Source organism: Amycolatopsis sp. A1MSW2902 (assembly GCF_017312175.1).
Lineage (GTDB): Bacteria > Actinomycetota > Actinomycetes > Mycobacteriales > Pseudonocardiaceae > Amycolatopsis > Amycolatopsis nivea.
In genome coordinates this window covers 4,021,127-4,041,186 of the sequence record NZ_QJPO01000001.1, presented here as the reverse complement: position 1 = coordinate 4,041,186, position 20,060 = coordinate 4,021,127, and the positions used below count along the sequence as shown (strand labels likewise).

Here is a 20,060-nt window from a genome sequence, read left to right as displayed (position 1 = left end):
ACAGAGTCTGGGCGTGCCGGAGGGGTGCCGTCAAGAGGTTCCGGGGTGGAGTTTTTCGGAGCGCAGTTCCGGATGAAAGCCCTGGTCGAGGGCGGTTCCCGCGAACGGGTGCGGCACCGCCGCGGGTGCTTGACAGCGCCCTCGCTGAGCCTCATCTTGTTCCGGAGAGGGCAACAAGACGCGTAATACGCAACTTCGATCGTGTGTGAGAGGAGCCCTGCCGGTGACCGCTGTCGACCTCCCGCAGAGCCTGCTGCCGACCCTTCCCGGGCCGCACTACACCGACCCGGCGATCTTCGCCCGGGAGCAGGAGCGGATCTTCGAAGCGGGGTGGTTCTGCGCGGTGCGCAGTGCCGACCTGCCGTCGCCCGGCTCGTTCGAGACCGTGCAGGTCGGTCGCGAAAGCGTGCTGATCGCGCGCGGCCGCGACGGGGCGTTGCGCGCGTTCCTGAACGTGTGCCGCCACCGCGGCGCGCGACTGTGCACCGACGAGAAGGGTTCGGTGAAGCGCGCTTTCCAGTGCATGTACCACGCCTGGACCTACGGTCTCGACGGAAAGCTTGTCGCCGCCCCGAATCTGACCGGGATGCCGGACATCGACCGCGTCGAATACGGCCTGACGGCGGTGCATCTGCGCGAATGGCTCGGCTACGTCTGGGTTTGCCTCGCCGAAGACGCACCGTCCTTTGCGGACACTGTGCAGGCGGACGTGAGCGCACGGCTCGGCGGTCCGGGCGAGATCGAGGCGTACGGGATCGAGAATCTGGCGCTGGGCCGGCGCATCGAGTACGACGTGCGCGCGAACTGGAAGCAGATCATCGAGAATTTCATGGAGTGCTACCACTGCGCGACGATCCATCCGGAACTCACCGAGGTGCTCCCGGAGTTCGCCGACGGGTACGCCGCGCAGTATTTCGTCGGCCACGGCGCGGAATTCGGCTCGGACGTCACCGGGTTCACTGTGGACGGAGGCGACGGTCTGCAGCGCCTCCCGGGCGTCGGCGAGCACCAGGACCGCCGGTACTACGCGATCACGATCCGCCCGCAGGTGTTCGTGAACCTGGTGCCGGACCACGTGATCGTGCACCGGATGTTCCCGCTCGCCCCGGACCGCACGCTCGTCCGCTGCGACTGGCTGTACCTGCCGGAGGTCGTGGAATCGGGCGCGGACCTCGACCGTTCGGTGGAGCTGTTCCACCGCGTGAACCAGCAGGATTTCGAGGCGTGCGAACGGTGCCAGCAGGCGATGGGCTCGCGCGCCTACGCCCGCGGCGGCGTGCTGGTGCCGAGCGAACACCACATCGGAGAGTTCCATGCCTGGGTGCGCGCCCAGGTCGGCGACTAGGACGCTAGATCAGCGCCCGGATCGCCTTCTCGAAACCGGTCACGTGCTCGAGCGTCAGCGCCGAAGCCTTCTTCGCGTTCCCCTCGGCGATCGCCGTCAGCAGCGGCGAGTGCTCGTCCACGTGCCCGGCCATGCCGCGCAGCCGGGGGAGGAACACACACCAGATCCGGGTCGCGAGGTTGTCGTAATGAACGAGCGTGTCCTCGAAGAACGGATTGTGCACGCAGCGGTAGATCGCCCGGTGGAGTTCGAGATCGGTGCGCAGGAGTTCGGCGTTTTCCCTTGGTGTGGCCGAATCCAGCTGGTCGCGCAGCCGGACCAGATGGGCGCGGTCCTCGTCGGTCGCGCGCGTGGCGGCGGACGCCGCGGCGGTCGGTTCGAGGGTGCGCCGGACCTCGGAGATGTGGGCGAGGTCGGAGATGTTGACGTCCGTGGCGAACGTGCCGCGACGCGGGTACGCGACCACGAGCCGTTCGGTTTCGAGGCGCTTCAGCGCTTCGCGGATCGGCGTGCGGCCCATGTCGAGGACGCTGCCCGCCCACTCCTCGTTGATCGGGTCGCCCGGCTTGATGTCGAGCATGACGAGGCGGTCGCGCAGGAACTCGTAGGCGCGTTCGGCCAGCGACGGTGCGGCGGCCGGGATGACGTGGTTGACCGGGGTGCTCACCCGGCTTACTCTACAGCGAAGATTGATATATCAGTAGTCGACCAGTTGTCCGATACAGGAGGCCAGCCGGAATGACCACGACGGACCAGCCCCGGCCGCCGGGCGCGGACCTTCCGGACCATCCGGATTTCCTCTGGCGGGACCCGGAGCCGCGGCGCGCGTACGACGTCGTCGTGGTGGGCGGCGGCGGGCACGGCCTCGCCACCGCCTACTACCTCGCCAAGGTGCACGGCATCACCAACGTCGCCGTGCTGGAGAAGGGCTGGCTCGCCGGCGGGAACATGGCCCGCAACACGACGATCATCCGCTCCAACTACCTGTGGGACGAAAGCTCGGGCATCTACGAGCACTCGCTCAAGCTGTGGGAGGGCCTCGCGGAAGACCTCGGCTACCCGATCCTGTTCAGCCAGCGCGGCGTGCTGAACCTCGCGCACAGCCTGCAGGACGTCCGCGACAGCGTGCGCCGGGTGAACGCCAACCGGCTCAACGGGATCGACGCGGAATGGGTCGACGCGGACGGGGTCAAGGAGCTCTGCCCGATCGTCAACACCTCGCCGGACGTCCGGTACCCGGTGCTCGGCGCGACCTACCAGCCGCGCGCCGGGATCGCCAAACACGATTACGTGGCGTGGGGTTTCGCCCGCGCGGCGGCCGCGATGGGCGTCGACCTGATCCAGAACTGCGAGGTCACCGGCATCGACACGCGGGACGGCAAGGTCGTCGCGGTCGAGACGAGCCGGGGCCGGATCGCCGCCGGGAAGGTCGCGCTGTGCGCGGCCGGGCACAGTTCGGTGCTGGCGCGGATGGCCGGCATCGACCTGCCGCTGGTGTCGCATCCGCTGCAGGCGCTCGTGTCCGAACTGCTCGAACCGGTGCACCCGACGGTGGTGATGTCGAACGCCGTGCACGTCTACGTTTCCCAGGCGCACAAGGGAGAACTCGTGATGGGCGCGGGCATCGACTCCTACGCCGGCTACGGCCAGCGCGGCGCGTTCCACATCATCGAGGACCAGATGGCCGCCGCGCTGGAGCTGTTCCCGGTGTTCGCGCGGGCGCACCTGCTGCGGACCTGGGCGGGCATCGTGGACGTGACCCCGGACGCCTCGCCGATCGTCGGGCTGACCCCGGTGGAGAACCTGTACCTCAACTGCGGCTGGGGGACCGGCGGGTTCAAGGCCACGCCGGGCGTCGGCGACTGCTTCGCGCACACCGTCGCGAAGGGCAAACCGCATCCGTACGCCGAACCGTTCACCCTCGACCGGTTCACCACCGGCGCGCTCGTCGACGAGCACGGCGCCGCCGCCGTCGCGCATTAGGAGCCACTGTGCAGCTGATTCCCTGCCCCTGGTGCGGTCCCCGCGAGGAGACCGAATTCCACTACGGCGGCCAAGCCCACGTCGCGTACCCGCAGGACCCGGCGGCGCTGTCGGACGAGGAGTGGGCGAAGTACGTCTTCTTCCGCGCCAACCCGAGCGGACCGCTCGCCGAGCGCTGGACGCACAGCGCGGGCTGCCGCCGCTGGTTCAACGCCGTCCGCGACACCCGCACCCACGAACTCGCGGCGGTCTACCGCCTCGACGAACCCCGGCCGGTGATCCCATGACCTTCCGCCTGCCCAGCGGCGGCCACGTCGACCGCGACACCCTGCTCCAGTTCACCTTCGACGGCCGTGTCCTCACCGGGCACCCCGGCGACACGCTCGCGTCCGCGCTGCTCGCCAACGGCGTGCACCAGGTCGCGCGGAGCGTGAAGCTCGGCCGCCCGCGCGGCATCATGGCGGCCGGCGTCGAAGAGCCGAACGCGGTGGTGCAGCTGGAAAAGCCGTTCCCCGAACCGATGCAGACCGCGACCACCGTCGAGCTGTACGACGGCCTGGTCGCGCGCAGCCTCTCCGGCCAGGGCCGGTTGGCGACCGAACCGGACCCCGCGCGGTACGACGCGAAGCACCTGCACTGCGACGTGCTCGTGGTCGGCGCCGGTCCGGCCGGGCTCGTCGCGGCCCGCACGGCGGCACGGGCTGGAGCGCGGGTCGTGCTGGTGGACGACCAGCCCGAACCCGGCGGTTCGCTGCTCGGCTCGAACGAGTACCTCGACCTCAAGCCCGCGATCGAGTGGGCCCGCGCGATCGCGGACGAGCTCCGCGCGACCCCGGACGTCGAAGTACTCGACCGGACCACCGCCTTCGGTGCGTACGACGACGGTTTCGTCCTGGCTGTGCAGCACCGGACGTCCGGCGCGGCCCGGCAGCGCGTCTGGCGGATCCGCGCGCAGCAGACCGTCCTGGCGACCGGCGCGCACGAACGCCCGATCGTGTTCCCGGACAACGACCGCCCCGGCATCCTCCTCGCCAACTCCGCACGGACGTACCTGCACCGGTACGGCGTCGTCCCCGGCCGTCGCGCCGTCGTGTTCACCATGGACGATTCCGCCTACGCCGCCGCGATCGACCTCGCCGACGCAGGCGTGGAAATCCCACTGGTGGTCGACGTCCGCCCGGCCGCCCCGGAAAACTGGGCCGCCGCCTGCGCGGAGCGGGGCATCGAAGTCCGGTCCGGGGCCGCGGTGACCGGGACGGAGGGGACTGAACGCGTCACCGGCGTGCGCGTCGCCGACGAACTGATCCCGTGCGACACGCTCCTGGTCTCGGGCGGCTGGACCCCTGCGGTCCACCTGTTCAGCCAGCAGCGCGGCCCCCTGCGCTACGAACCCGCGCTCGGCGCCTATCTCCCGGACGGCGACCTCCCGACCGCACGCGTGGCAGGCAGCGCCAACGGAACCTTCGACTTCGCCGGGTGCGTGCGAGAAGGCCGGGAGGCTGTAGCCGGGGTACCGGAGGAGAACCCGCTCCCGGTCTCGGACGCGCGTCCCCGCGAACTGGCCCCCGCCGTCGAATGGCAGATCCCCGGCGCGGAGTCCGAAGTGGACACCCGCTTCGTGGACCTCCAGCGCGACGCCACGGTCTCCGACGTGCTCCGCGCGACCGGCGCGGGCCTCACCTCGCTGGAGCACGTCAAGCGCTACACCACCATCGGCACGGCGCACGACCAGGGCAAAACCTCCGGCATGCTCGCCGCCGGGATCACCGCCGAAGCCCTCGGCGTCGACCTCGCGGACCGCCGCCCGACCACCTACCGCCCGCCGTACACGCCGGTCGCCTTCGCGGCGCTGGCCGGGCGGAACCGCGGCGAGCTGCACGACCCCGTCCGCGTCACCGCGCTGCATTCGTGGCACGTCGAGCACGGCGCGGAATTCGAGAACGTCGGCCAGTGGAAGCGCCCGTGGTACTACCCGCAGCCGGGGGAGGACCTGGATGCCGCGGTCCGGCGCGAATGCCTTGCCGCCCGCACCGACGTGGCCATGATGGACGGTTCCACCCTCGGCAAGATCGACGTGCAAGGCCCGGACGCCGCCGAGTTCCTCGACATGCTCTACACGAACCTGATGAGCACGCTCAAGGTCGGCCGGATCCGGTACGGCGTGATGTGCGGCGTCGACGGGATGGTGATCGACGACGGCACCGTCATCCGCGTGGCCGAGGACCGGTTCCTCGTCACCACGACCACCGGCAACGCCGCGATGGTGCTGGACTGGATGGAGGAGTGGCTGCAGACCGAGTGGCCGCACCTGCGCGTGTTCGCCACCTCGGTCACCGAGCACTGGGCCACCGTCGCGCTCGTCGGCCCGCGTTCGCGCGAGATCCTGGCCGGCCTCGCGCCGGAGCTGGACGTCAGCAACGACGCCTTCGGTTTCATGGCCTGGCGCGACGCCGAGGTGGCCGGGATCGCCGCGCGGGTGTGCCGGATCAGCTTCTCCGGCGAGCTCGCTTACGAGATCAACGTGCCCTCTTGGTACGGCCTCGCGCTCTGGGAAGCGCTGGCGGCGCAAGGAATCACGCCGTACGGCACCGAAACCATGCACGTCCTGCGCGCGGAGAAGGGCTACCCGATCATCGGCCAGGACACCGACGGCACGGTCACCCCGCAGGACCTCGGCATGAGCTGGGCGGTGTCCAAGAAGAAGGCCGACTTCCTCGGCAAACGGTCCTTCTCCCGGGCGGAAAACCTGCGCCCGGACCGCAAGCAGTTCGTCGGCCTGCTGCCGGCCGATCCGACGGTGCTGCTGCCGGAGGGTGCCCAGATCATCGAGACCGCGCACGTCCCGAAGCCGCCGGTCCGCATGCTCGGCCACGTCACCTCCAGCTACCCGAGCGCCGCGCTGGACCGCACCTTCGCACTCGCCCTCGTCCGCTCCGGCCGGGAACGGATCGGGGAGACGCTGTACGTCCCGGTCGGCGACGAGGTGGTGCCGGTGACGGTGACCGAATCCGTGCTCTACGACAAGGAGGGGACCCGCCGTGACGGCTAAGACCCTGTCTCCGCTCGCGGAGCACGCGAGCCTGCTCGCCGGCTGCGCGCCGGCCGTGCTCGCCGAGGAACGCCCGTTCGTCTCGCAGCTCAACGTCCGCATCCGCGAAGGCCACGACGCCGCGGCGGCCGTGCTCGGCACCGCACTGCCGGACGTCTGCCGGTTCACCAGCGGCATCGGCGACGTCCTGTGGCTCGGCCCGGACGAGTACCTCGTGCTCGGCGCACCCGAAGGCACCGAAGAAGCGCTGCGGGAAGCGATCGCCGTCGGCGCGGTGACCGACGTGTCCGCGCAGCGCACCACGGTGCGGCTGGCCGGACCGGCGGCCCGCGACGTCCTGGCGCACGGCTGCGCCGTCGACCTCCACCCGAAGGCCGCGCCGCCGGGCACCTGCGTCCAGACGCTGTACGCCCGCACCGGAATCGTCCTGCTGGTGCGGGAAGCGGGCGAGTTCACCGTGCTCGTGCGCCAGTCGTTCGCCCCCTATTTCGCCGCCTGGCTCGCCGACGCGGCGCTGGAATACCGAGAGGAGGAGTCTTGACCCAGTTCACCTTGACCCTGCACTGCCCCGAGCGCTCCGGGATCGTGCACGCCGTGACGACGTTCCTCGTGAGCAACGGCTGCGACATCGTCGAGCACCAGCAGTTCGACGACGACGTGCACGGGGAACTGTTCCTGCGCACCGAATTCGCCTGCGCCGGACCGGCCACTGTGGACGATCTCACCCGCGAGTTCGACGTCGTCGCCCGCGACTACGCCATGCGGTACCGGTTCTCCGACCGCACCCCGGACCGGCTGCTGGTGATGGTGTCGAAGGCCGGGCACTGCCTCAACGACCTCCTCTTCCGCTGGCGCGCGGGCGCGCTCGGCGCGGAAATCGCGCTCGTGGCGTCCAATCACGAGGACCTGCGCCCGATGGCCGAGGCAGCCGGGCTGCCGTTCGTGCACATCCCGGTCGCCCCGGCGACCAAGCCGGAGGCCGAACAGCGGCTGCTCGACCTGGTGCGGGAACACGACATCGACCTCGTCGTGCTCGCCCGCTACATGCAGGTCCTCTCCGACGAGCTGTGCCAGAAGCTGCAGGGCCGCGCGATCAACATCCACCATTCGTTCCTGCCCGGCTTCAAGGGCGCGAAACCGTACGCGCAGGCCTACGACCGGGGCGTCAAGTACGTCGGCGCGACCGCGCACTACGTGACCCCCGAACTCGACGAGGGCCCGATCATCGAACAAGAGGTGCAGCGGGTCGACCATTCGCACTCGCCGCGCGCGCTCGCGACCGTCGGCCGCGACGCCGAAGCCCTCGCGCTTTCCCGTGCGGTGCGCTGGCACTGCGAGCGGCGCGTTCTCCTCAACGGCAACCGGACCGTCGTCTTCCGCTGACCTATCCCAGGGAGTTCTCATGACCCGTGTCGTGATCATCGGCGCCGGAATCGTGGGCGCGAACCTCGCCGACGAGCTGACCCTGCGCGGCTGGACCGACGTCACCGTGCTCGACCAGGGCCCGCTGCCGCTGACCGGCGGTTCGACGTCGCACGCGCCCGGGCTGGTGTTCCAGACCAACCCGTCCAAGGCGATGACGGAATTCGCCGGCTACACCGTCGCGAAACTGCTCGACCTCGGCTGTTTCGAGCAGGTCGGCGGCATGGAGGTGGCCAGCACCGCCGCGCGCTGGGAGGACCTGAAACGCAAGCACGGCTGGGCGACGTCGTGGGGCGTCGAGGCGCGGCTGATCGACCCGGACGAGTGCGTCCGCCGCTGGCCGATGCTGGACGAGGACCGGATCTACGGCGCGTTGTACGTCCCGACCGACGGGCTCGCCGTCGCCTCGCGCGCGGTGGACGAGCTGATCAAACGGGCTTCCGCGCGCGGCGCCCGGTTCGTCGGCTCGACCCGCGTGACCGGCATCGAGCAGGCGCACGGCCATGTGACCGGCGTCAAGACGGCCGACGATGTGGTCCCGGCCGACATCGTGGTGTCCTGCGCCGGATTCTGGGGCCGGGAGATCGGCGAAATGGTCGGCATGACCGTGCCGCTGCTGCCGCTCGCGCACCAGTACGCGAAAACGGGCCAGCTCGCCGAACTGGCCGGGGCCGACCCGGTGCACCCGGCGCTGCCGATCCTGCGGCACCAGGATCAGGACCTGTACTTCCGCCAGCACGGCGACCGGCTCGGCATCGGCTCCTACGCGCACCGCCCGATGCCGGTGGACAAGTTCGCCGAACCGGGCGAGGTCACCGCGTCCGCGATGCCGTCGATGCTGCCGTTCACCGAGGACGATTTCGCGCCGTCGTGGGAGGAAAGCAAGCTCCTGCTGCCGGCGCTCGGCCGGACCAAGGCGGAGGAGGGCTTCAACGGCATCTTCTCCTTCACCCCGGACGGCGGTTCGCTCGTGGGCGAATCGAGCGACGTGCGCGGATTCTGGATCGCCGAGGCCATCTGGGTCACGCATTCCGCGGGCATCGCGAAGGCGGTCGCGGAGTCTATTGTGGACGGCCGTTCCGAAACCGATCTGCACGAACTGGACGTGCACCGGTTCGAGGACGTCCAGCTGGCCCCGGAGTACATCCGCGAAACCGCGCAGCAGAACTTCGTGGAGATCTACGACGTGCTGCACCCGCTGCAGCCCCGGCTTTCCCCGCGCGACCTGCGGGTCAGCCCGTTCCACGCCCGCCAGCGCGAGCTGGGCGCGGTGTTCCTGGAGGCGGGCGGCTGGGAACGGCCGCACTGGTTCGAGGCCAACGCGTCGCTGCTGAAAGACCTGCCGCACGACTTCCTCCCGCCCGCGCGCGACGCTTGGGCCGGGCAGTTCCACTCGCCGATCGTGGCGGCCGAGGCCTGGCACACCCGAAACCGCGTCGCGATGTACGACATGACGCCGCTGAAGCGCGTCGAGGTCAGCGGGCCGGGTTCGCTGGAGTTCCTGCAAGGGCTCACGACGAACCAGCTGGCGAAATCGGTCGGCTCGGTGACGTACACGCTGATGCTGGACGACGCAGGCGGCGTGCGCAGCGACATCACCGTGGCACGGCTGGAACCGGAGCTGTTCCAGGTCGGCATCAACGGCAACATCGACGTCGCCTACCTGCGCAGCCGCGCCCCGGAAGGCGTCCGGGTCGTCGACACCACCGGCGGCACCTGCTGCATCGGCCTATGGGGCCCGCTCGCCCGCGACCTGGTGCAACCGCTGTCGGCGGAAGACCTTTCGCACACCGGGCTCAAGTACTTCCGCGGCCGCCGGGCCCGGATCGCCGGGGTGCCGGTGACCGTCCTGCGACTGTCCTATGTGGGCGAACTCGGCTGGGAGATCTACACCTCCGCGGACAACGGCCAGTGTCTGTGGGACGCGCTGTGGCAGGCCGGACAAGGGTTGGGCGTCATCGCGGCCGGGCGCGGCGCGTTCAACAGCCTCCGGCTGGAGAAGGGCTACCGGCTATGGGGCACCGACATGACCACCGAGCACGACCCGTACGAGGCAGGGGTCGGCTTCGCGGTGCGCCCGGCGAAGGGCGAGTTCGCCGGGCGGGCCGCCATCGACGGCCGCAGCGAGGAAACCTCGGCGCGGCGGCTGCGCTGCCTCACCGTGGACGACGGCCGGACCGTCGTGCTGGGCAAGGAACCGGTGTTCGTGGACGGCGCCGCCGCGGGTTACGTCACGAGCGCGGCTTACGGCTACACGATCGGCCGTCCCATCGCGTACGCCTGGCTGCCCGGCTCGGCGGCGATCGGCGACCAGGTGGAAATCGAGTATTTCGGACGGCGAGTCGCCGCGACGGTAGCCGCGGAACCGCTGGTCGACCCCGGGATGGAGCGCATCCGGCGCTGAGTGGAAGGGACCCTGCCATGCGGGACCAGATCGTGAGCGACTTCCTGAACACCCTCGCCCGGCCCGCGATCCCGGCTCCGGCCGGGGCGACGGTCGCGGCCCTCGCCCTGGCCCAAGCGGCGGCCCTGCTCAGCCGGGCCGCCGGCGGCGACGCCGAAGCGGACCAGTTGACCCGGCACGCGTTGCGGCTGGCGGAGATCGACGCCCACGCCGTCACGCACGACGTGCCCGACCGCGCCCAGCCCGCCGCGGACGTGGTCGCGGTGGCAGTGGAGGTAGTCCGGGTGGCGGAACGGCTGCTGTCCATTGTGGACCCGACGGCCCTGCCGGACGTCTCCGCGGCGGCGGAAATGGCGCGTTCGTCCGCGATGACCGCACGGGTCGCCGTCGAAGCCCGGCACGGCGTCCTGCTGGCCGCGGAGCCGGACGAGATCGCCGAGAGAGCCGCCCGGGTCACGGAGGCGGTGCGGGTCCGTGAAGGACTCCTCGAAGGAATCTGATTCCCTCAAGGAGCCCTTCACGGACGTCGGGCGGCGGACCGCGGCGGGGGACGCGAGCGGCGGGGGCCGGACAGTGGCAAGATCTGCGGTGTTCCCCAGGAGACCCGTCCCCGAGAACACCGCAGTGAGGATCGCCGCATGGCTGTGCCGCCCCTGCTCACGCTGAACAATTCGGTCGTCATCCCGCAGCTCGGACTCGGCATGTACCAAGTCCGTCCGGACCAGGTCGCGAAGGTTGTCGCGACGGCGTTCGAAGCCGGGTACCGCAGCATCGACACCGCCGCCATGTACGGCAACGAAGCCGAAGTCGGCGCGGCGGTGCGGGAGTCCGGGCTGCCGCGCGAGGACGTCTTCGTGACCACCAAGGTCTGGAACACCGACCACGGCTACGACAACACCCTGCGCGCGTTCGACCGCAGCGCCGAAGCCCTCGGCCTCGGCCCGGTCGACCTGTACCTGATCCACTGGCCGAAACCGGAGCTGGACCGCTACGTCGAGACCTGGCGCGCGCTCGAACTCCTGCTCAACGAGGGCCGCGTCCGGGCGATCGGCGTGTCGAACTTCGGCGTCGACCACCTGCGCCGCCTGCTCGACGAGACCGACGTCGTGCCGGTGGTCAACCAGGTCGAACTGCACCCGTGGCAGCAGCAGGCCCCGCTGCGCGCGTTCCACGCCGAGCACGGCATCGCGACCGAGGCGTGGAGCCCGCTGGCCCGCGGCCGGAACCTGAACGACCGGGTGATCACGGCGCTGGCGGCGAAGTACGGGAAGACGCCCGCCCAGCTGGTGCTGCGCTGGCACCTGCAGCTGGGCATCATCGCGATCCCGAAGTCGGCGACCCCGTCGCGGATCCGGGAGAACGCGGACGTGTTCGACTTCGAACTCGCCGAGGACGACCTGCTGGCCCTGGCAGAACTCGACTCCTGAACGGCTGGTCGGGAAGCGCGAATGCCCGCCGCTGCGGCTCCGGGAATCAAGGCATGCCCAGGATGCGCCGCACTGCCTCAGCCCAGGGGCGCGTGCGCGTCGCAGCGGCGGCAGCCAGCTGTGCGGGTTTTGGCGACTTCCTCGCGGCCCGGAAACACCACACCGCCCCAGCCGAGGGCGGAGGCGGTGCTTGCCGTTCGAGGTTCAGGCGGTGCATGCCCGTCGTTGCGGTGCCAGGCTGCTGCGCGGGTTCTGGCGATGTCCTCGAGGCTTGCCCCAGATACACCGCACCGCCCCAGCCCAGGCGAGGGCGGAGGCGGTGCCAGCGGGTCAGAGAGTCAGGAAGCGCGGATGCCCGCCGCCGCGAAGTCGGCCAGCTGGGCCGGTTCCTTGAGGAACGCGCGGAAGCTCTGCGTGCCGCGCTGCTGGACCTCGTCGATCGTCTTCCCGGACAGGCCGACGAACGGGTAGTCCGCGGGCGGGCCGGAGCCGATCGGCATCGCGGGGGAGCCGATGACGTCCGGCTTGGACTTCGAGAGCTGGGTCACCCAGTACGACGATTCGGGGATCCAGCCGTCGGGCAGGCCGCCGATCGTGTCGAGCGAGGATTTGCCGGTGAGCGCGTTCAGCACCTCGGAGGCGGGCTTGCTCTGCACGGCCACGTGCACGCAGCTGCCGTGGACCTGGGTGAGGTCCTGGTTCCAGCGCGCCGCCGCGGTCTCGACCGGCTTGGCGATCTGCGGGGTCACCACGATCCGGACGTCGGTGCGGCCGCCGTTGCAGCTGGCGGCCTGCGCCTCGGCGCGGTTGTTGAGCACGCTGTCGGCCCAGTTCCAGCCGACCACGCCGAGCGTGGCCAGCACCACGAGCCCGACGGCCACGAGAGGCCACTTCGCGATCCGCCTGCGAGGCGCCTTCTTGGCGACGATCCGGTGCGACCCGGTCGTCTCGCTGCGGCCGGCGGGCCGCTTCGGCGGGTCGAGAGGGTGCGGCACCGGCTCCTCGGGCAGGCTGTGACGCCCCATCGTTGTCCTTTCGTGACCTGCACAACACGCTCAGTTATGCAATCGAACCGTTATCACTCTATCAGGCCAGCGACCTGCGGTGAATACCGTTACGCAGAGTTGTCAGCTCCACGGCCGGGCGACTCCGGCACGGGATCCGGCGGCTGGGCCGGGTCGGCGAGAAGGTCGCGGCAGAGGCCGATCAGACGGGCCCGCAGCGGCGCGGCCCGCTCGGCGAATCCGGCCTGGGCGCGGGCGTAGGAGGCCCGCCCTTCGGCGGTCTCGATCGGCACCGGCCGGTAGCCGTAGTCCGCTAGATCGTACGGGCTGGCCCGCATGTCCAGTTCACGGACGTCCGCGGCGAGCGCGAAACAGTCGCCGACCAGCTCCGCGGGCACGAACGGATCGAGCTTGTAAGCCCACTTGAAAAGATCCATGTTCGCGTGCAGGCAGCCCGGCTGCTCCAGCGCGACCTGCGATTCCCGGGTCGGCTCCAGCGTGTTCCGCGGCCGCGCCGGACCGGTGAAGAACCGGAACGCGTCGTAGTGCCCGCACCGGATGTCCATCGATTCCACGACCCGGTCGGTCCCGGCCGAGCCGAGCCGCAGCGGGACCTGCGCGTGCCGGACGGAGTCCGCGGGCTCGCGGTAGACCATGGCCCATTCGTGCAGCCCGAAGCAGCTCAGCCGCGGCGCTCGCGAAGCCGTGGCCGACAGCAGCTTCAGCACGAACTCCGCGGTGCGCGCCCGGCGGCCGGTGAACGCCGCCGGGTCGAGCATCACCCCGGCCTCGGTCTCGACGTAGGCCGGACGCTCGAGGAACCGCCGCGCGGACGCGCCCTCGAGCACCACGCCCGGACCCGGCTGCCAGCGTTCGAGATGCCCCGGCCGGTGCGAGTAGTACGTGAACAGGAAATCCAGCACGGGGTGTTTCTTGCCCCGTGCCCGGCGTTCCTGGTGCGGCCCGGTCCACGCGCGCATCCGCTCGGCGTGCGCGTGCTCCCGGGCCTGCCAGTCCGCCTCGGCGAGCACGACCACGCTCATGCCGCCACGTGGGTGCCGTCGCGCACGGTCCCCACGTACTCCTCGACGAGGTCCTCCAGCGCCACCACGCCGACGGCCGCGCCGGAAGCGTCGAGCGCCCGCGCGAGGTGGCTGCCTTCCTTGCGCATGGCCGAAAGCGCGACGTCGAGCCGCGCGTCCGACCGCAGTTCGGTGAGCGGCCGCGTCTTGTCGTCCGGCACCACCGTGTCCGGGTCCTGGCCGACGAGGTCGAGCACGTCCTTCACGTGGATGTAGCCGGTGAGCGAACCGTCGTCGGTGCACACCGGGAAGCGCGAGAACCCGGTGGTGGACACCGCCCGCTCGACGTCGCCGAGCGTCGGCCCGCAGGGGAGCGTCGTGAGCTCCGAGGTGGGCACCAGCACGTCCGCGACGGTCTTCGCGACCGACGACAGCGTCTGCGAAAGCCGCCGGTGCTCGGACTGGTCGAGCAGCCCTTCCTGGCGCGATTCGCTGAGCAGTTCGGCGAGTTCGTCGGAGCTGTACGCGGTCTCCAGCTCGTCCTTCGGCTCCACCTTCATCAGGCGCAGCAGCGAGTTCGCGACGAAGTTGAGGAACGCGATGACCGGGTTCGCCACCTTCACCCACGCCACGTGCACCGGCACGAGCCACAGCGCGAGCCGCTCCGGTTCGGCGATCGCGAGGTTCTTCGGCACCATCTCGCCGATCAGCACGTGCAGCATGGTGATGAACGCCAGCGCGATCGCGAACGAAATCGGGTGCAGCAGCTGGTCGGGCAGGCCGAGCAGATCGAAGAACCCGGACAGCCGGTGCGCGACCGCGGGTTCGCCCAAGCGGCCGAGCAGCAGCGAGCAGATGGTGATCCCGAGCTGCGCCCCGGCGAGCATCTGCGAGACGTGCTTGCTCGCGTTGATCACGATCTGCGCGCGGGTCTTTCCCTGTTCCAGCAACGCTTCCAGCCGGTCGCGGCGCGAGGAGATGAGGGTGAATTCCGCGCCGACGAAGAACGCGTTGGCCAGCAGCAGGACCACGACGAGGGCGATGTTCAGCCAGTCGCTCACGCGGTCACCTCGCGTTCGGCCGGGCGCACCTGGACCTCGGCGACGCGGTGCCGGTCCATGCTGGTGACCGCCAGCCGCCAGCCGTCGACCTCGACGGCGTCGCCCTCGGCCGGGATCGCGCCGAGCCGCTCCAGGATCAGCCCGGCGATCGTTTCGTAGTCGCCCTCGGGCATCCGGAACCCGGTGATGTCGCGGACCTCGTCCGCGCGCAGCTGCCCGGACACGAGCCAGCGGTCCGCGCCGAGCTGCTGCGCGGCCGGGGCCTCGCGGTCGTCGTGCTCGTCGCGGACGTCGCCGATGATCTCCTCGACGACGTCCTCCAGCGTGACCAGCCCGGCGGTGCCGCCGTACTCGTCCACCACGATCGCCAGCTGGTAGCGCGAATCGCGCAGCCGGTTCAGCAGATCGTCGCCGGGCAGCGATTCCGGCACCGTCGGCACCGGCCGCATCGCCGACCGGATCCGCGTGGTCGCGCGGTCCGCGGCCGGGACGGCGAACGCCTGCTTGACGTGCACCGCGCCCTGGACGTCGTCGAGATCCTCGGTGTAGACGGGGAACCGCGAGAACCCGGTGCGCCGCGAGATGTCGATGAGGTCGTCGATCGTGTCGTCCACGGTGAGCGATTCGACCTGCACGCGCGGGGTCATCAGCTCGTCCGCGGTGCGGTCGCCGAAGCGCAGGGAGCGGTCCAGCAGCTCCGCGGTGGACGTGTCGAGCTTCCCGCTTTCCGCGCTGGAGCGGACGATCGAGCCCAGCTCCTGCGGCGACCGCGCGGAACGCAGCTCCTCCTGCGGCTCGATGCCGAACTTGCGGACGAGGAAGTTGGCGCTGTTGTTCATCAGCGTGATGAGCCAGCGGAACAGCGCCGAGAACCGGGCGTGGTAGCCGGAAACCGCGCGCGCGGTCGGCAGCGGCCGCGCGATCGCGATGTTCTTCGGCACCATCTCGCCGAGGATCATCGACAGGAACGTGGCCAGCACCAGCGCGACCGCCACCGCGACCCCGGACGCCGCCGAAGCAGGCAGGCCGGTCGCGTCGAGCAGCGGGCGGACCAGGTCGCCGATGAGCGGTTCGGCGAGGAAACCGGTGATCAGCGTGGTGAGCGTGATCGCGACCTGCGCGCCGGAGAGCTGGAAGCTCAGCGTGCGGTGCGCCTTCTGGACGGTGCGCGAACGCTTGTCACCGACCTGGCGGACGTTCGCGTCGACCGTGCTGCGCTCGAGCGCGGTCAGCGAGAACTCGGCCGCCACGGCGAGACCGGTGCCGATCGTGAGAAGAAGGAAGAGCAGCACGCCGAGCACGGAAAGCAGGACGTGGATCACAGCGCACCGTCCGGGACGGCGGAACGGACGGCGGGCGGAAAGCCGGGTCGATGCGGACCCGGCCCGGTACTGTCACCGGGCGATGGCGCAGCGCGCACGGATGGAAGTCACTCCTCGGCATAACGGGTTTGTAGTGCGACGATGCCGACAATCGTACCGGGTCCGGGCAGCCGTGCGGCGACAGGACGCGAACCTGGCGCCCGTTTTTCCGCCCGCCGCCGCGGGAACCGCGCTCCCGCCTGCGGCATCCCGGGCCGCTGACGTGCCCCAAGCCCTCGCGTCGCGTTGAGGTTTTCTGGACAGGGTGATGCGCGGCGCTCGCCAGCGATGCGGAACTCCGGCGGACGAGACGCGCCGGACGGCTTCCCTCCCGCTGCGGTCCGTGAAGGGCTCCTTGAGGGAATCAGATTCCCTCAAGGAGCCCTTCACGGACCTCGCCAAACGCGCCCGCCCGCCGCGGCAGGGCGAGAACCCCGCGGGCGCAGTGCGCGAAGCTGCCCGTTGCCGCTGCCTGCCCCTTTGCCGTTGCCCGTCCCGCGGCCGCTGCCTGCCCCGCGGCCGCTGCCTGCCGCTCGTTGCCTCTGCCCTTGCTGCCTGCTCTGTTTGCCCGGGCCCGCCTCTCCGCCTGCTGCCGCTGCTCGCCGCGCCTGCGTCTGGCTGCTGGACGCGGCCGGACTGGCGGAAATGTCCGTGAGGGGTCCCCTCACGACCTCAACGAGACCACGCCACCCGCCCGAACGCTGCCGCGCGTCCGTCCACAGTGGTGCTTCAGCGCGGCCGACGTCCCAGCAAAGCCACCAGCCGGTCCGGAGCCGCCGCGCTGCGGCCAGCCGCGACTGGCGGGTCGAACAGCCCGAGCCCCTGCCAGTCGTCGATCATCGGGCGCAGCACGTCGAGCAGCCGCCCGGCGAGGACGTCCGGGACCGGGTTCGGGCGGCCGAGCGCGGTGGCGAGGTCCCAGCCGTGCACGGCGAGGTCGAGCGTCATCTGCCAGCCGTACTCCTCGGCGGGCACCAGTCCGAACGAGACGTGCACGGTGCGGCGCAGCGCGCCGGGGGAGAGCCACGCTTCGCGGGCGGCGGCGGACGCCTTCTCCCACACCGAGAGTGGGTCCTCGCCGAGGACGTCTCCGTCGTAGCGGGTGCCGACCTCGTCAAGCGTCGCTCCGGCGAGCAGATGGGGTACCCAGAGTTGTTCGACGGCCAGATGATTCACCAGATCGCGTACCGACCAATCGGTGCACGGCGTGCCGCGGGCCCAGTCGCCGGGACCGGCGGCGCGCACGGCGGCGTCGAACACGTCCAGTGCGCTGCCGTGGGCGGCGAGGAGATCCACGGGGCACATTGAACACGATTCAGCTGCGCGCGCCCGGCCGGTGTCGTCGCACGGTCTCTTCGACCAGGTCCAGCACCGGGCCCAGATCGTCGCCCGGAAGCCCCATCGCGAGGTGCGACACGAGCCCTTCCAGCACGAGTTCCAGGAACGCGGTCAGCACGCTGACGTCGACGTCGTCGCGCAGGTTGCCTGCCTTGCGCTGCCATTCGAGACGGTCGCGGGTGGCCTCGGTCAGCTGCTGCGAGCGTTCCGCCCACCGGCCGCGGAACTCCGGGTCGGTGCGCAGCCGCCGCGACACCTCCAGCCGGGTGCCGAGCCAGTCCGCCGGATGTTCGCTGTTCCCGGCCAGCAGGTCGCGCATGACCTGGACCAGGCCCTGTTCGGCGACGACGTCGGCCATCCGCACCGCGTCGTCCTCGGCGAGGGCGAGGAAGAGCGATTCCTTGTCGCGGAAGTGGTGGAAGATCGCCCCGCGCGACAATCCGGTGGCTTCTTCCAGACGGCGGACCGTGGCACCCTCGTAGCCGTAGCGTGCGAAACACACGCGCGAGCCGTCGAGGATCTGCCGGCGGCGTGCGTCGAGGTGATCCTGGCTGACCCGTGGCATCCTGAAATCCTGACATCGAGGACCGGGTTCTCGCAATCCGTACGTACGTACTGTGACGAGACGGCGGAACGGATGCGCGCCGTCACACTGGCGGGTTCTCGGCTGACACGACCGGGCCGGTTGACTACGCTGTGCACATCACGACGTGAGCACCGGAAAGGGAGCGGCCTTGGTCATCGGCGAGTCGGGCCGTGCGCGCGGCGGTTTCGCCATGGACGCGGCGGAGCTGACCGCGGTCATCCGGTTGTGGGAGGACCAGCTCGCGAAGATCGCCGCCGACGGCCGCGCGATCGACGAGATCCTCGCGGTCTTCGCCGCCCCCGGCTCGGACCCGGCGAGCACGGAGTACGCCGCCGCCGGCGCCGACTCCCTGCACACGCTGCGCGACCAGAACGAGGCGCTGCGCCGGTACGCCGCCGGATACCTCGACAAGCTGCGCGCCGCGCGGGACCGGACGACCGAGGCGGACCAGGCCGGCGCCGACCTCAGTCGCGGCCGGTAAGCGGACGGCCCCGGCCGCGCACGAAGGGAACCAGGTGGACGGCAAGCAGATCTTCGACAACTTCCGCGGCGGCGACACGTCCGGTTTGCGTGCCGCCGCGGCGAAGGTCCAGGAGCTTTCGGCGGCCTACCTGGAGCGCGCGCAGAGCGTGAAAGAGCTTCAGGAGCGGATGGCGCGCTCGTGGACCGGCGATTCCGCGGATGCCGCGAAGGCGGGTGCGGGACCGGTCGAGGCCGGGTTCCGGGAGTCGGTCGACCCGCTCGACCTCACCAGCGCGTCGATGGACACCCAGGCCAGCAGCTTCGAAAGCTCCCGGCACGCGGTCGTCGACGTGCCGCCCCGCCCTGAGCGGCCGCAGCCGTGGGCCGGGCCGTTGCAGGCGGTGCTGCCCGCGTCGGCCGCGCCAGTGTCCTTTCAGGACAGCATCGACCGGTTCCACGGCGCGAACGAGAACAACGTCCGGGTGATGGAGCAGTACCACGGCGTCACCGCGAACACGAAACGCGTGCTGCCGAAGCAATACGGCCCGATCGTCGCCGACGGCGTCGCGGTCCGCCGGACCACTTCGGACAGTACGGCCACGCAGACCGCCGCGAGCCACGACCGGAACGGCCCCGGTGCCGCGGTGCTGCCCGCTCCGGTGAGCGAGCCGTCCCAGCGCGGCTCGGGCCCGGCGGTCGGCGGCGCGCCCGTCGCGGCGGGCGGCCCCGGCGACGGCCTGCACTGGCGGCCGGAGTACCTCCTCGAGTCCGATCCGGAGGGCGCGTTCGGGGCGGACGGTTCGGCGACCCAGCCGGTTCTCGGCGACGAGGAGGAGTAGCCGGTGGCCGATCCGGCGGGACGGGTGGACGTCCCGGTCGAAGCGCTCGCGGCGCTGGCCGAACGCGAGCAGGTGGGCCGGTTGCACGTGACGCTGCGGCCGGATCCGGCGTGGCTGTCGGAAACCGAACGCGACGAAGCCGCCAAGCGGGTGGACGACGCGCTGGCGCTGGCCGGCCTGGTCGACTCGCGCGGCCGGGCCACGGTGGACTTCCTGGACTGGCTGCCGCTGCTCGTGCGCCCGGTGGTCGAGTACTACGGCTGGGTCGCGACCGGCGACCGCACGTACGGCGTGCTCGCCGCGGCCAGCGGACTGCAGGCGGTGCTCGCGGTGTCGGACGGCGAACACGTCGGCGTCCAGGAGATCGACCGCGAACGCGTGCTGGAAACGCTGGTGGAGCAACTGCCCGCGGTGGGCCCGGGCGGCGGCTACGTGCGCACCGTGCGCGTCGCGGACCTGACCGAAGCCGCCCGTCGCGGCGAGGACGCTTTTCCGTTGGACCCGGTGCTGTCGGACGTGCTAACCCTGGTGCAGCGTCCGGTGCACGGAAGCGGAGAGCTGTACGCGGGACGACGCGACGACGTCGGCCGGTACGTCCGGTTGGAAGAACCCCTGCACTACGCGGACACGGACTGGGGCCGGTACCTGAGCTACACCGTCGGGGCCGGGCCGGACGCGGAAATCCGGATCGGGCCGGCCGGCCCGGCCGAACTGTGCGGTGCGCTGCGGGCTCTGGAGCGCACCCTGAACTGAGGGG

General features: G+C 70.8%; 19 protein-coding genes. 12 read left to right on the top strand and 7 right to left on the bottom strand.

Features of this window, described 5'->3' with window-relative positions:
* Positions 1-223: 223 nt before the first annotated feature.
* Positions 224-1,345 carry an aromatic ring-hydroxylating oxygenase subunit alpha gene (locus DMP23_RS18590; protein ID WP_337821845.1) on the top strand — a complete coding sequence of 374 codons (1,122 nt, stop codon included), beginning with the start codon at positions 224-226 and terminating at the stop codon, positions 1,343-1,345.
* A gap of 4 nt (positions 1,346-1,349) precedes the next feature.
* Here the strand turns inward: DMP23_RS18590 and DMP23_RS18585 are convergent, their stop codons facing one another.
* Positions 1,350-2,012 (bottom strand): GntR family transcriptional regulator, encoded by a 663-nt coding sequence (locus tag DMP23_RS18585; protein ID WP_205670319.1) that lies wholly within the window; start codon positions 2,010-2,012, stop codon positions 1,350-1,352.
* A 71-nt stretch (positions 2,013-2,083) separates the two neighbouring features.
* Here DMP23_RS18585 and DMP23_RS18580 point away from each other — a divergent pair, with 71 nt between their 5' ends.
* The 8 genes from DMP23_RS18580 (at position 2,084) to DMP23_RS18545 (ending at position 11,630) form a co-directional block, all read left to right on the top strand.
* The gene (locus DMP23_RS18580; RefSeq protein ID WP_337821844.1) at positions 2,084-3,328 is read left to right on the top strand and encodes a sarcosine oxidase subunit beta family protein; all 1,245 of its coding nucleotides are present in this window, start codon (positions 2,084-2,086) and stop codon (positions 3,326-3,328) included.
* Positions 3,329-3,336: 8 nt separating this feature from the next.
* Positions 3,337-3,615 carry a sarcosine oxidase subunit delta gene (locus DMP23_RS18575; protein WP_009078042.1) on the top strand — a complete coding sequence of 93 codons (279 nt, stop codon included), beginning with the start codon at positions 3,337-3,339 and terminating at the stop codon, positions 3,613-3,615.
* Positions 3,612-6,377 (top strand): 2Fe-2S iron-sulfur cluster-binding protein, encoded by a 2,766-nt coding sequence (locus DMP23_RS18570; RefSeq protein ID WP_337821843.1) that lies wholly within the window; start codon positions 3,612-3,614, stop codon positions 6,375-6,377. The genes DMP23_RS18575 and DMP23_RS18570 overlap by 4 nt, the downstream gene beginning before the upstream one ends.
* On the top strand, positions 6,367-6,918 hold the full coding sequence (locus DMP23_RS18565; RefSeq protein WP_337821842.1) for a sarcosine oxidase subunit gamma: 552 nt from the start codon (positions 6,367-6,369) through the stop codon (positions 6,916-6,918). Before DMP23_RS18570 ends, DMP23_RS18565 begins: the two co-directional genes overlap by 11 nt.
* Positions 6,915-7,760, top strand: coding sequence for a formyltetrahydrofolate deformylase (gene purU, locus DMP23_RS18560; RefSeq protein ID WP_337821841.1), 846 nt, complete (start codon positions 6,915-6,917; stop codon positions 7,758-7,760). Before DMP23_RS18565 ends, purU begins: the two co-directional genes overlap by 4 nt.
* Positions 7,761-7,779: 19 nt before the next feature.
* Positions 7,780-10,203, top strand: a complete 2,424-nt coding sequence (locus DMP23_RS18555) for a GcvT family protein (protein ID WP_337821840.1) — start codon at positions 7,780-7,782, stop codon at positions 10,201-10,203.
* 17 nt (positions 10,204-10,220) lie between these two features.
* A complete protein-coding gene (locus tag DMP23_RS18550; RefSeq protein ID WP_336158772.1) occupies positions 10,221-10,703 on the top strand; it encodes a hypothetical protein in 483 nt (160 codons plus the stop codon).
* Between the two features lie 138 nt (positions 10,704-10,841).
* Positions 10,842-11,630: an aldo/keto reductase gene (locus DMP23_RS18545; RefSeq protein WP_037814324.1), complete on the top strand. Its 789-nt coding sequence runs from the start codon at positions 10,842-10,844 to the stop codon at positions 11,628-11,630.
* Between the two features lie 338 nt (positions 11,631-11,968).
* Here the strand turns inward: DMP23_RS18545 and DMP23_RS18540 are convergent, their stop codons facing one another.
* From DMP23_RS18540 to DMP23_RS18515, 6 genes are all read right to left on the bottom strand, one after another.
* A complete protein-coding gene (locus DMP23_RS18540) occupies positions 11,969-12,655 on the bottom strand; it encodes a substrate-binding domain-containing protein (protein ID WP_078870511.1) in 687 nt (228 codons plus the stop codon).
* Between the two features lie 89 nt (positions 12,656-12,744).
* On the bottom strand, positions 12,745-13,677 hold the full coding sequence (locus tag DMP23_RS18535; protein WP_337821839.1) for a 3-methyladenine DNA glycosylase: 933 nt from the start codon (positions 13,675-13,677) through the stop codon (positions 12,745-12,747).
* Complete coding sequence (locus tag DMP23_RS18530) at positions 13,674-14,717, bottom strand: hemolysin family protein (protein ID WP_037814302.1); 1,044 nt, start codon at positions 14,715-14,717, stop codon at positions 13,674-13,676. Before DMP23_RS18530 ends, DMP23_RS18535 begins: the two co-directional genes overlap by 4 nt.
* Positions 14,714-16,036 (bottom strand): hemolysin family protein, encoded by a 1,323-nt coding sequence (locus tag DMP23_RS18525; protein WP_443111349.1) that lies wholly within the window; start codon positions 16,034-16,036, stop codon positions 14,714-14,716. Before DMP23_RS18525 ends, DMP23_RS18530 begins: the two co-directional genes overlap by 4 nt.
* A 771-nt stretch (positions 16,037-16,807) precedes the next feature.
* Entirely contained in the window at positions 16,808-17,383 is a 576-nt protein-coding gene (locus tag DMP23_RS18520) for a TIGR03086 family metal-binding protein (protein WP_443111274.1), read from the bottom strand.
* A gap of 10 nt (positions 17,384-17,393) precedes the next feature.
* Positions 17,394-17,981 carry a TetR/AcrR family transcriptional regulator gene (locus tag DMP23_RS18515; RefSeq protein ID WP_037814298.1) on the bottom strand — a complete coding sequence of 196 codons (588 nt, stop codon included), beginning with the start codon at positions 17,979-17,981 and terminating at the stop codon, positions 17,394-17,396.
* Positions 17,982-18,126: 145 nt separating this feature from the next.
* Between DMP23_RS18515 and DMP23_RS18510 the strand changes: the two genes are divergently transcribed.
* From DMP23_RS18510 to DMP23_RS18500, 3 genes are read left to right on the top strand one after another with little or no spacing between them, the layout of a single operon-like run.
* The gene (locus tag DMP23_RS18510) at positions 18,127-18,483 is read left to right on the top strand and encodes a hypothetical protein (RefSeq protein WP_043838036.1); all 357 of its coding nucleotides are present in this window, start codon (positions 18,127-18,129) and stop codon (positions 18,481-18,483) included.
* A 34-nt stretch (positions 18,484-18,517) separates the two neighbouring features.
* Positions 18,518-19,303, top strand: coding sequence for a WXG100 family type VII secretion target (locus DMP23_RS18505; protein WP_275291955.1), 786 nt, complete (start codon positions 18,518-18,520; stop codon positions 19,301-19,303).
* Positions 19,304-19,327: 24 nt separating this feature from the next.
* Positions 19,328-20,056 (top strand): ESX secretion-associated protein EspG, encoded by a 729-nt coding sequence (locus DMP23_RS18500; RefSeq protein ID WP_107051067.1) that lies wholly within the window; start codon positions 19,328-19,330, stop codon positions 20,054-20,056.
* Positions 20,057-20,060: the final 4 nt, after the last annotated feature.

Bases quoted from the DNA above. Each gene is read 5' to 3' on its own strand.
- DMP23_RS18515 (WP_037814298.1), bottom strand. From the start codon at position 17,981: ATGCCACGGGTCAGCCAGGATCACCTCGACGCACGCCGCCGGCAGATC.
- DMP23_RS18580 (WP_337821844.1), top strand. From the start codon at position 2,084: ATGACCACGACGGACCAGCCCCGGCCGCCGGGCGCGGACCTTCCGGAC.
- DMP23_RS18520 (WP_443111274.1), bottom strand. From the start codon at position 17,383: ATGTGCCCCGTGGATCTCCTCGCCGCCCACGGCAGCGCACTGGACGTG.
- DMP23_RS18555 (WP_337821840.1), top strand. From the start codon at position 7,780: ATGACCCGTGTCGTGATCATCGGCGCCGGAATCGTGGGCGCGAACCTC.
- DMP23_RS18550 (WP_336158772.1), top strand. From the start codon at position 10,221: ATGCGGGACCAGATCGTGAGCGACTTCCTGAACACCCTCGCCCGGCCC.
- DMP23_RS18570 (WP_337821843.1), top strand. From the start codon at position 3,612: ATGACCTTCCGCCTGCCCAGCGGCGGCCACGTCGACCGCGACACCCTG.
- DMP23_RS18540 (WP_078870511.1), bottom strand. From the start codon at position 12,655: ATGGGGCGTCACAGCCTGCCCGAGGAGCCGGTGCCGCACCCTCTCGAC.
- DMP23_RS18545 (WP_037814324.1), top strand. From the start codon at position 10,842: ATGGCTGTGCCGCCCCTGCTCACGCTGAACAATTCGGTCGTCATCCCG.
- DMP23_RS18535 (WP_337821839.1), bottom strand. From the start codon at position 13,677: ATGAGCGTGGTCGTGCTCGCCGAGGCGGACTGGCAGGCCCGGGAGCAC.